10 protein-coding genes are annotated in these 10,677 nt (G+C 62.9%); 9 read left to right on the top strand and 1 reads right to left on the bottom strand.

Annotation, left to right across the window (positions count from 1 at the left end; translation table 11 throughout):
• The 8 genes from OOT08_RS03475 to OOT08_RS03440 all read left to right on the top strand — a co-directional run.
• On the top strand, positions 1–499 hold a 499-nt coding region (locus OOT08_RS03475), incomplete at its 5' end, for an AAA family ATPase (protein ID WP_325091148.1).
• The gene (locus OOT08_RS03470) at positions 499–873 is read left to right on the top strand and encodes an RloB family protein (protein WP_325091147.1); all 375 of its coding nucleotides are present in this window, start codon (positions 499–501) and stop codon (positions 871–873) included. The genes OOT08_RS03475 and OOT08_RS03470, both read left to right, overlap by 1 nt.
• 414 nt (positions 874–1,287) lie before the next feature.
• Positions 1,288–2,247, top strand: coding sequence for a CBASS oligonucleotide cyclase (locus OOT08_RS03465; protein ID WP_325091146.1), 960 nt, complete (start codon positions 1,288–1,290; stop codon positions 2,245–2,247).
• A 6-nt stretch (positions 2,248–2,253) separates the two neighbouring features.
• Complete coding sequence (locus OOT08_RS03460; RefSeq protein WP_325091145.1) at positions 2,254–2,766, top strand: HORMA-1 domain-containing protein; 513 nt, start codon at positions 2,254–2,256, stop codon at positions 2,764–2,766.
• Positions 2,763–3,698: an ATP-binding protein gene (locus tag OOT08_RS03455; protein ID WP_325091144.1), complete on the top strand. Its 936-nt coding sequence runs from the start codon at positions 2,763–2,765 to the stop codon at positions 3,696–3,698. Before OOT08_RS03460 ends, OOT08_RS03455 begins: the two co-directional genes overlap by 4 nt.
• Positions 3,691–4,932, top strand: coding sequence for an SAVED domain-containing protein (locus tag OOT08_RS03450; RefSeq protein WP_325091143.1), 1,242 nt, complete (start codon positions 3,691–3,693; stop codon positions 4,930–4,932). Before OOT08_RS03455 ends, OOT08_RS03450 begins: the two co-directional genes overlap by 8 nt.
• Positions 4,933–4,941: 9 nt before the next feature.
• Positions 4,942–6,204, top strand: coding sequence for a hypothetical protein (locus OOT08_RS03445; RefSeq protein WP_325091142.1), 1,263 nt, complete (start codon positions 4,942–4,944; stop codon positions 6,202–6,204).
• Between the two features lie 921 nt (positions 6,205–7,125).
• Positions 7,126–8,973, top strand: coding sequence for a putative Ig domain-containing protein (locus OOT08_RS03440; protein WP_325091141.1), 1,848 nt, complete (start codon positions 7,126–7,128; stop codon positions 8,971–8,973).
• Positions 8,974–9,092: 119 nt separating this feature from the next.
• Here OOT08_RS03440 and OOT08_RS03435 read toward each other — a convergent pair whose 3' ends face one another.
• Positions 9,093–9,821 (bottom strand): TetR/AcrR family transcriptional regulator, encoded by a 729-nt coding sequence (locus OOT08_RS03435; RefSeq protein WP_325091140.1) that lies wholly within the window; start codon positions 9,819–9,821, stop codon positions 9,093–9,095.
• An 83-nt stretch (positions 9,822–9,904) separates the two neighbouring features.
• Between OOT08_RS03435 and OOT08_RS03430 the strand changes: the two genes are divergently transcribed.
• On the top strand, positions 9,905–10,677 hold a 773-nt coding region (locus OOT08_RS03430; protein WP_325091139.1), incomplete at its 3' end, for an MFS transporter.

The following is a 10,677-nucleotide window of genomic DNA, read 5'->3' as shown; positions in this document are numbered from 1 at the left end:
ACTCGAACAGGTTGTGCGGCGTCTTCTCCTCACTCACCAGGGAACCGCTGACGACTGCCCGCCATTCTCCGTAGAAGAGGAGAGCGACGGAACCATCGCCTGGCTCGCCATCGCAGTACCTGCGCTAGAAGCGCTCCGTGGAGGTGGGCTGCTCTTGGTAGATGAGATCGACGCAAGCCTGCACCCACATCTGCTAGAGGTGCTCCTCGGCGCGTTCGCAGACCCACTCGTCAACGCACACCACGCGCAACTCATCTTCACCAGCCACGAGTCATATGTCCTCTCACCACTAAGCGAGGTCCGCCTGGAACCCGAACAGATCTGGCTTACCGACAAAACCAACGAAGGAGTGACCGAGCTGGCCTCCCTAGCCGACTTCCCCAAGCACCCCGACGCCAACGTTGCAAAGCGCTACCTCACGGGACGATACGGCGGAACCCCGAGGCTCTCGCCGAGCCTGTTCGCCGCTCTCGTTGATACCGGAGAGGTGCAACAATAGTGGCGGGCGGACAGCGTCGACGCCCCACCAGGCCGCATCGGCAACCTGCGCGGCGCATCCTTGTCGTCACGGAAGGGACCCGCACGGAGCCCCAATATGTTGAGGGATTGAACCGCTACCTGCGAAGTAAGGGCGCGACGGCTATCGTCAAGCCCGTTTCGGTGGGCAAGGACCCGCTGAAAGTCGTGCAGAAGTGCGTTGAGAAGAGGGACGAAGCAGCACAGAACGACAAGGGCTATGACGAGAGCGTGTGCCTGGTCGACGTCGATGAGCACCAGACGTTGCCTGCGGCCGTTCAACTAGCTGAACGAGAGGGGATACGGCTTCTGATTTCGAACCTCAAGTTCGAGGCATGGCTGCGATGGCACGCTTAGGACAAGCGCTCGGTGCTCACCTCGACGCAGCTTGACGACCTCGTTGCCAAGCTGGGTCTCGTCAAAGGCAAGATCCTCTCGCAGTCGTTCCCGTTCCATCACGTGCACAGCGCAAGTGTTACGGCACGAGCAATTGATCCTGAGATGCGGCCAGGGCGCAAAGGGCCGAACCCGTCGTCGGCGATGCCGATCCTCGTAGAGCTTATGCAAGGGGCTTGAACCGATGATCGCGACAGAGAAGTGCTGCCAGAAGTCAACGCGAACAGTTTGGTGCTTGCCTGGCGACGAGCCCCTGCCCATTTATATCGGTGCGCCAACATACCCTGGCATCGCAGCGCGAGTATCTTTTTCCACCGCGTCGGACTCGGTATCGATACGAATCCGCCGTAAACCACTAGGACTCGAGAGGAAATAATGACAGAAATAACCCACGCGCAGATTGCTGCGTTCGCTGCTGAGCGGATCAATCTGCCCCACGCTGATGCGGTCAAGCACCGTGGTCAGGTGAACGGACTCCGAGATCGCCTTGCCGCAAAGATCGCCGCCGATCCTGCATATGGACTTGTCAAGAGTCTCCATGCCGGGAGCGTTGCAAAGAGCACAGCACTTAAGAGCATTAATGATCTTGATCTTGCAGTGTATGTCAAAGCGGCAGAAGCCCCGGAAGACGATTCAGAACTCGTCCCGTGGCTGGCGGATCGTCTCTACGAGGCCACCACGAACATGGATCGTGACCAATTCGAAGAGCAGCCCCACTGCGTCACGGTCCACTATCGAGGATCTGGCCTCGATGTCGATGTTGTTCCCGTGCTATACGAAGGCGAAGCCAATGATGTGGGCTATCTCATCAAAAAGCACACTGGAGACAGACTGAAGACGAGTGCACGACTTCACCTCGACTTCATCGCAAACCGGCGGAAGACGTATGGCCTGGATTTTCTGGAACTCATCCGCATAACCAAGTGGTGGAAGCGTCAGATCGTCACGCGAACCGATCCCGACTTCAGATTCAAGTCCTTCATGATTGAGCTGATCTGGGCTCATCTCGCAGATGAAGGCGTGCAGCTTACCGATTACCCGAGAGCTCTGGAAACCTTCTTTGAGTGGGTTGTGAAAACCGGTCTTGAAGAGCGGGTGACATTCACTGACTATACGTCCACGTTCCCGACGCGCGGATCTGACCCCATTGAGATTCTCGATCCCGTGAACCCAGAGAACAACGTTGCAAGCCGGTACGACAGCTTCGGACGAGACAAGATTCTCGATGCGGCTGGGTCCGCGTACGACGCTCTTACCGATGCTCGTTTTGCAACGACCAAAGGTCGCGCAGTCGATGATTGGCAAGAACTCCTCGGCCCCACCTTCAAAGGATAGACGTCAATGACCAGTTCCTACTCCATCAGTCAAACGTTCACTCTTACCCATGCCAAGCACCTTGCGTCCAAGGTTGTCAGCGACATGTACCAATGTCGAAACTTCTATGGTGAGCCCTCCGAAGCACAGATTGTGAACTACCAGGAAGAGCTGATTGTGATGCTCGCCGGTGGGTACGTGAAGGAATACGAGTTCGGATTCAAGAAGAACGACCAACGCATCATTTCCTGGCAGTACCGAGTCAACGCAAGCGGAGATCTGGTCGGTGGCACCGACGACCGCAGTGGTGGAATCTACGCACGAGCCGACGTTTCAGGGGCGACGCATTTCAATTTCATGTCATACACCCAAGCATGGTTCGATCTCACCTCCACCGAACAGAGCGCGGTTAGAGCAAAGCACCCGATCAATCGGAGCACCGGCAACCTCCCGAGCGACGGCAGCGGATACTGGCATACCGACCGAACATATAGCAGCGCTGGCGTTGCAATCGAAAGGAAGACTTTCCGCCCATCATGACCGCTAACAGTGAACTCTTCGGGAACGTCCTCGAATACCCAGACTCAGCAGCCCTACAGCGTTTTGACGCCCTCGTCGGCATCGACCAGATCAAACAACGACTGGTGAACGAAGCGAGTGTCCTGATCAACCCCGACGTGCTTGAACAATGGAGCGTGAAACATCACGGATCCGCCCTCAACGCAGTTCGCACCGTCGAAGAACGCATGCCCCTCATCGTCCTCGCCGGAGACGTAGGAACGGGCAAGACGGAACTCGCCGAGTCTGTCGGGGATCCAATCGCCCGCTCCCTGAATCTCCCGATGCTTACCTTGTACCCTCTCAGCCTGAACGCGCGTGGGCGAGGCCTTGTCGGCGAGATGAGTACCCTCATCACCCAAGCTTTCGAGCATGTCAGGTCCTCGCTTGGCCAAGCACGCGATAGCATGGGAAAGATCCGCAGCGCAGCGATCCTCCTCATCGACGAAGCCGACGCCATCGCTCAGTCCCGTGAACTTGCGCAGATGCACCATGAGGATCGCGCGGGCGTCAACGCACTCATCCGTGCCATTGACAGTCTTCGCCGAGACAAACTCCCCGTCCTCACCATCATGTGCACGAACCGATCCGATGCACTCGATCCTGCAATAGCGCGACGTGCTGCTCATGTATTTACTTTCGAACGCCCGTCTGAGGAACAGCGAGCGCACGTCCTCACCCAAGCTCTCGCCGGGACGGATATCGCCGCGATGGCAATCGAAGAAGCCGCACGACTGCTTGGCCCCAACGCTGAACGAGAATGGGGTGCCACATACTCTGACCTCAGACAACGGTTTGTGCCCGACCTCGTCCTCAACGCGTATGGGAATGACATGCCTATCACCGCGCAAGCTCTCAACGAAGCTACATTGTCGTTCGTTCCCACGCGCCCGTTTGGAGCGAACAATGGCTGATCCGCGCGGCCCCGTATTCGTTTCTTACCGCAGAAAACGACTGCGAGAGACAACCGCACTTGTTCAGGCGCTCCGCGACCGAGGTGCGCCGACTTGGCGAGACGTAGACAACCTGCAAAATGAGCCAACCGAGGCAACAATTCGCGCTGTCCTCAACGACGACAAAACCTCCGGCGCGATCCTTTGGCTCACTCCCGACGTGAAAGACAGCCCAATCATTAGGGACGTTGAGGTTCCAGAAGCTGTCCGTCGTTACCGACGCGATAGAAACTTCTGGCTCGTCATCGTTCTTGCCAATCGGCTCAAATACGACGAGGTCTCGGACCTCTTCGCCGACGCTCTCGGTGTGGAAGACCTTAGCACCTGGAATCTCACCAAGGTGGCTGCGCCGTGGGCTTCAACGAGTGACATCTCCCAGATCGCTAACACCGCTTTGAAGCAAAGGATCACGAAGATCTCGGAGGCAACGCCGTCGCCACAGGTTGCCCAGGTGGTGGTCCATGCGAAGGGTACGATGGCCGCTCCATCAGGTGTGGACCTGGCGGTCGATTGGACCAGACACTTCAAAGACGCATCCCCGCGCACCGAAGACTGGACAACTATGTCCGAATCAGCGCACGATATCTCGGCGGCATTAAAGCAGCTTACGCAGCCTGTCACTGATCTGCAGCTAACTGGGACCCCGTCCGTTCCGACAGCCATGCTCCTTGGCTCTACCTACTCAGGCAGAGACGGTCGGAGCCCTGCCTGGGTACAACGCCAGCCCGAGGGCCACACGACGACACCGTGGAGAATATCTGACGCCACCGATGCCTCGATCGCAGATCAACGCGGTTGGAAAGCCTCTCCACCCGTATACAGGGATACGTCTGCTCACGCTCTCGCTGTCTGTATCAACATCAGCGACGACGTATCTGAAGCCTTCGCTCGGAGTCGCTCGGTCTCACCTGCGTGGCGCGCGGTTCTAACAATTGGATCGCCCGCAGGGCGCAACACACGCGCCATGCCACTTGCCCCGGACGAGGTGGCTTCTCTCGTTCATCTGACCGTTGATGCGATCCGCAACGTTCGTTCCCAGGTGAGTGGCATCGATTCGATCCATATTTTCACTGCAGGGCCAGCAGGCTTCGCCTTCTTGCTCGGAACTGCCATCGCCACGTTACCGCCCATCACAACTTACGAGTACGACACCTCGACCACGCTGTACGTGCCTGCGGCAACATTCACAAGTTAACTGACGCTCATGGTTAACCCCGAAGAATCCGCACCACAATCTGCGGGCGTCGATGTGTATGTCCTAGCTTATGACGAAGAAGGCAACGAGATGCGATTGCTCCCCTCCGAGGTCACCGACGAAATAATGGACCGGTCACGAAGCTTCGGCATCGATAAAGGAACTTGGACTATCGAGCGCATTAAGCATGGACCGCTGGTCGCAGCCGAGTCCCAGCTTCGGCTCGCCAATGTCGGCAGTCTTGGCAGAGCCATCAACGACAACTACCACGGCACGCTGCTTATCGTGGACCGGACAAGCCCTCCCGTCGACGAAGACATCTGGGACCTCGAGAAGCGATACGACGTCGACATCAGAGAGGAATCGATCGTTGCAGTGATCAAGCAGCGTTACCCGACCCAGCCGGAGAAGAGTCCGCAGGAGATTGCGGCCGGGCTGGCGGGCATTGCCGCTGCCTACGAGTGCCACATCACGGAGGTGGAGTTTCTGCTGCCTGACGGTGACAAGCCGGAAGACAGGCTCGCTCAGTGGGATGGAGATGGCGAATGGGACGAGCGCTTCCGACAGGAAACCATCGAGACCTTGGCCGTGACCGCGCACGACGTAGTTATCTATGTAGCTACCGACTCTGCCAACGCTATGTCGGTCCTTATGGAAGGTGCCGCCGCGATCGCAGACTTCGTAAAGGCAACACAGGACGGACCGCTCGACGCTACCGACTTGCTAAACCTCCTGCGCGGTGGGCACTTCAAGGCACTCATCGGGGAGGAAGAGTCCAACTATCTCGAAGTAAAGACCCAGATGCATCAGATCTCTGCACCCGGCGACACTGGCAAACGAGCAAAGGTGGAGCTCGCACAAGACGTTGCCCGCTTTGCTAACGGAGACGTCGATGCGATCCTCATCATCGGTTACAGGGAAGCGTCTGGCAGCGGAAATATGATCGGGAGCGTCACGCCCGTCGTCGATACTGTATTCAACATTCAGCAGATTCAGGATCTGTTGGACGCACGGATCGTGCCACCGGTCGACGGCTTGGTAATCGAGAAGTTCCCGGTAACCGACACCGACAGCGTGCTCGCAATATTTGTCCCCAGGCAATCCAAAGAGATGCAACCTTACCTCGTACACGGCGCGATAGTCGAAGGCAAGATTGAGGGTGCGTTTTTCAGTATTGTCCGTCGCCGCGGAGAGGGATCTATTACTACGTCGCCGCAGCAAATACACGCGTACATCGTTGCGGGGAAGCGGTATCTCCGAGGGAGCGACTAGAGGCTTGGACGCTGCCGTCGGGAGAGCACGCTGTGACACTGTCGCTCACCTGCGCGTAGGGGCAGCGGTCCGTACCTGACAAGGAGTGTAGCTCGCCTGATACTTCCATAAACCCCACGTAAACCCCTGACGGATCTGCCGAAAGCTATCAAGAGCCGGGACCTGGCCGGGACCTGATGCATGCAAACCATGCAATCCATGACGTGAAATGGGGTCGTTTGAGGGGTATAGATGCGCGGAAAATTAAGGAATCAGGCTGAACCGACTACCTGGGGGTCAGGGGGTCGCAGGTTCAAATCCTGTCAGCCCGACCAAAAAGTCCCGGAAACTCACGAGTTTCCGGGGCTTTTTCCGTGTCTGCGCCACGGAGGCGTCCGGTGAGCTCCGGTGGCCGCCGGTGCCGCCGCGCTCGACGCCGGGGGCATCCGGCCACCCGCCGCCCCGGAGGCGTGGGACAGGCCCGAGCGGAGACTTCGCGCCACGGGAGAATCGTGCTCGACGGCGCGGGGCGCGGTTGGTCATCGCAACGTCACCGTCCGGGGGCGAGGCGGCCCCGCGATCAGTCTCCGTGCGGAGGGGTCGGGTCGCTGTTTCCCGCCCAGCCACGAGAGGCCGCCGCCTGATCGACACGCTGACGACTCCCACCGCGGTGACGTTTCCCATGGGGAGACACGTGGATGCTCTGCCGTGCTCGCCGCGTTCCCCCGCGTGATCCGTTCGGGCGCTCGGCCGTCGAGGCGCTCGCCGTCACCTCGCCGCCCGGCCCGGGTGCGGTTCATGGCCGGTGCGATCCTGCTCGGACGGATACCCGGCGCGTGCCCGGAAAAACGCTGCGGGTTGACCTTCCTCGAGATCGTGCTTAGGATCTGAGTGAATTGTGTTGATTGGGGATGAGTTTTGCGTACTGGCGTAAAAAGGTTTTTGGGAATAACGCTGGCAGCGGGGGTTTTGCTGGCGGGGGCAGGCGCGAGCGGGGCGGTTGCGGCCCCGGGGCCGGACGCGAGGCCGCTCGCGGAGACGATCGAGGATCTGTATGGCACCTCGGACTTCGTGATGTCCGCGGACGGCAGCTTTCTGTACGTCCTGGCGGCGTGGGGAGACAACAGCCAGGTCGACGTGGCATCGCGCACGATCACGAAGACGCTGCCTGAGCTGTCGGACATCCGCGACCTGCGGGAACTGCCCGTGCAGGCCGCCGGAGCCAAGTTTGCGTTCACGGGCTACGAGGATTACGCACTCGTGGACCTCGCGACGGGTGAGCAGGAGCGCTTCCCCGTTGCCCCCTTGCCGGGGGAGACGCAGTCGCCGTACCTGAGCCTGGTGGTTGCGGATGCGGACGCCAACGTGACCGCGATTACGGAGTCCGGGGTGTTCCTGGCGCTGGACGCTGGCGCGATTACCGAGTCGAAGCGGCTGCACGGCCCCGACTCCTGGACCTGGCGGGCCGGTTCCTCCCGGGACGGTGCCCTCGCGTATCAGTCGTACTATGACGAGACCAACCCCGAAAACGACCCCACGATTGTGGTCGACATGCGGACCGGGGACATCATTCGGACCATCCAGAGCGACGACGGCAACTCCTTTGCGCCGTTCTCCTTCGACGTCTCCGGGAAATCGATCTGGGGCGCGTTCGAGGACAACGACGGGGTCGCCGTGAACATTGATCTCGAGACCGGTGCGATCCAGTCCGAGGTTTCCGTCGGCTGGGGCAACACCGACGGGTTCCTTGGCGACGTCGATCAGGGCTGGTATGTCCTGCCGAATTATCCAGTGATCGGGGGAAGCCTGACCCCGGGCGCTGAGATCGGCGGTCGCCAGCTCGACTGCTGCACCACCCGGCTGGCCCGCGTGCCCGGCAACGGCGACCTGATCGCCCACGATGTGGAGATGCGAAAGCTGCACTTCGTGACGGCTCCGGCCATCACGGACCCGGTCGATGCCCCGATCAGCGCGCTCGGCGAAACCGTGACCTTCACCTCCGAGTCCGAGGGGCTTGCGCTGAGCAACACCGAAGCGGGCGCGGTCGAAGAGATCGAGCAGTACGGTTCGATCTGGCAGTCCTCCCCGGACGGGGACACCTGGACCGACCTGGTCGGCGAGACCGGCAGCGAGCTGTCCGTGCAGGCCACCGAGGAGAGCTACCCGCTGCAGTACCGGCGGCACTTCCTCGACCCGTTCTGGGGGCCGGAGCCGAGCTCCAAGCCTGCCCGGATGGTGGGCCAGGGGCCGGAGATCACCCGCGCCGATGACCTGCCGGCGGGCACCGAGGGAGCGGCCTATCCCAGCGAGACCATTGACGCGACCGGACAGCCGGGCATGACCTGGTCGAGCACGGATCTGCCCGATGCCCTGACGCTGGACCCGGCCACCGGGACGCTCTCCGGCACGACCCGCGCCGCCGGGGAGTACTCGTTCACCGTGACGGTGACCGACGTGTTCGGCACCGACGCGAAGCTGTTCCACCTCACGGTGACCGGGGACGGGGTCGTGCCCCCCGACGCGGATGCCGACGGCGACGCGGATGCCGACGGCGCCACCGACGCGGACGGTGCTACCGACGCGGACGGCGCCACCGACGTCGATGGCGGAACGGATGCCGACAGCGGCACCCCGACCCCGCAGCCCTCGGTGACGCCGACCCCGGGCGGGCAGCTGCCCGAGACCGGCGGCGAGTCCTGGCTCCCGGTGCTCTCGCTTGGCGGGATCCTGCTCGCGGTCGGGACCGCGGCGCTGGTCCTCAGCCGTCGGCGCATCGCGGCGGGGGAGTAAGCTCGAGCGAATGCGCCCGAGCGCCCGGTTTCCTCCGGGCGCTCGGGCGCGTTGCCGTTGAGCGCGATGCCGGTGCGGGCGTGAGGCGGCAAGCGGGGCTCGCCCGTTCGCCGAGGCGATTAGGCGGGTGCGCCCAGCTCCTCGGGGGCGGGGTTCGCGGCGGTGTCCGGGTTCGCCGGGGCAAGCAGGCTGGCGGCGTTGATCGCCCAGTCGCTCGCGAGCTTCCGTGTGTCGGAGCCCTCTGAAGGGCCGGGGCCCTCTGCAGCGCCGGAGCCTTCTGCCGTGTTCGAGTCGTCGGAGCCACCTGACCCCTCGGAGTCACCTGACCCCGCGGAGCGGTCGTGCCCCAGGATGAGGGCACCCAGCTGGGGCACCATGTGCGGCCAAGCGGCCATGCCGAGCACCCCAAAGAGCATCGGCCCCGCGGCCGCCTCGGAGACGCCGAGGCCCGCGGCGAAAGCGGCGACCTTGTCGCGGTAGTACGCAGTTCGCTCGGTGCTCGGCGCTCCGGCGGGGCCGAGCTCCAGGGCTTCCCACTGCAGGAGCCGCAAGAGTTCCGGGTGTTCGCGGTGATAGTCGCTCACCGAGGCGAGGTAGCGGGCGAGGAACGCGCCCGGGGGGAGCGCGGGGTCCGGCAGCGGCACCACGCCCAGCAGGGCGTCGAGGGTGTCCAGCAGGACCGCCTCAAAGAGGCCGTCCTTGTTCCCGAAATAGGCGTAGATGCGCTGCTTGTTCACCCCAGCGGACGCGGCGATCCGGTCGGTGCGGGCGCCCGCCAGGCCGTAGCGGGCGAATTCGCTGCGCCCCGCGTCGAGCAGGGCGCGTTGGGTCTGCGCAGACTGGGCCATGCCCCCATCGTAGGGGCCGAGCGCCGCAGTGGCAACCAACTGGATGGTTGCCAACTATCCAGTTGGTTGCTAGTGTGTGCCGCGTGACCCCAGCTCGATCCTCGTCCCCGTCCGTGCCGCCGGGGGACGCCCGCGCGGCGTTCGCCCGGCCTGCCCCGCTCGTCGGGTTCCTGGCGCTGCTCGCCCTGCTGGTGCTCTCGCAGTTTTACGGCGCGCTCGTGCTCGGGCCGGCCGCGGTGGCGGAGCTCGACGGCGGACCCGGCTCAGCCGGCCTGATCCAGTCCGTCTTCGGGATCTCCTACGCCGCCGGGTTTTTGGTCTGGGGACCGCTGGTGGATCGCTTCGGGGCGACGCGGATGCTGCTCCTCGGCCTCGCGGTCCTCGCCGTCACCACCGGCCTCGTCGCGCTCGCGCCGGGGCTGCCGTGGCTGATCGCGGCCCGGATTGCCCAGGGCGCTGCGGCAGCCAGCTTCGCCCCCGCGGCCTTTGCCCACGTCGGCGCGCACCTGCCGCCGCCCGCCCGGGCCGCTGCCATCACCGTCTTCACGAGCGCCTTCCTCGCCGCTGCCGTCCTCGGGCAGGTGGCGGCGCAGGCGGTCGCCGAGGCGCTGTCCTGGCGCTGGTTCTTCGGGGGCAGCGCGATCCTCCTCGCGGCGGCCCTCGTCGTCGCGGTCACCCGGCTCCGCGCGGACGGGCCGCTCGGGCCCGCCCCGGCGTCACCCCTGCGCACGCTGCTCCGGCTGCTCGGATCCGGCGCAATCCCCCCGCTCCTCCTGGCGACGCTCGCAATCCTTGGCCCCTTCACGGCGGTCTATGCGGCGCTCGGGCAGGCGGGCCCGGTTGCCGGGGGATCGAT

The sequence above is a fragment of the Leucobacter sp. M11 genome (assembly GCF_035726885.1).
In the GTDB taxonomy this organism is placed as follows: Bacteria; Actinomycetota; Actinomycetes; order Actinomycetales; family Microbacteriaceae; genus JAPFRB01.
The sequence above is the reverse complement of the archived record's forward strand: the minus strand, read 5'-3'. Positions and strand labels throughout refer to the sequence as shown.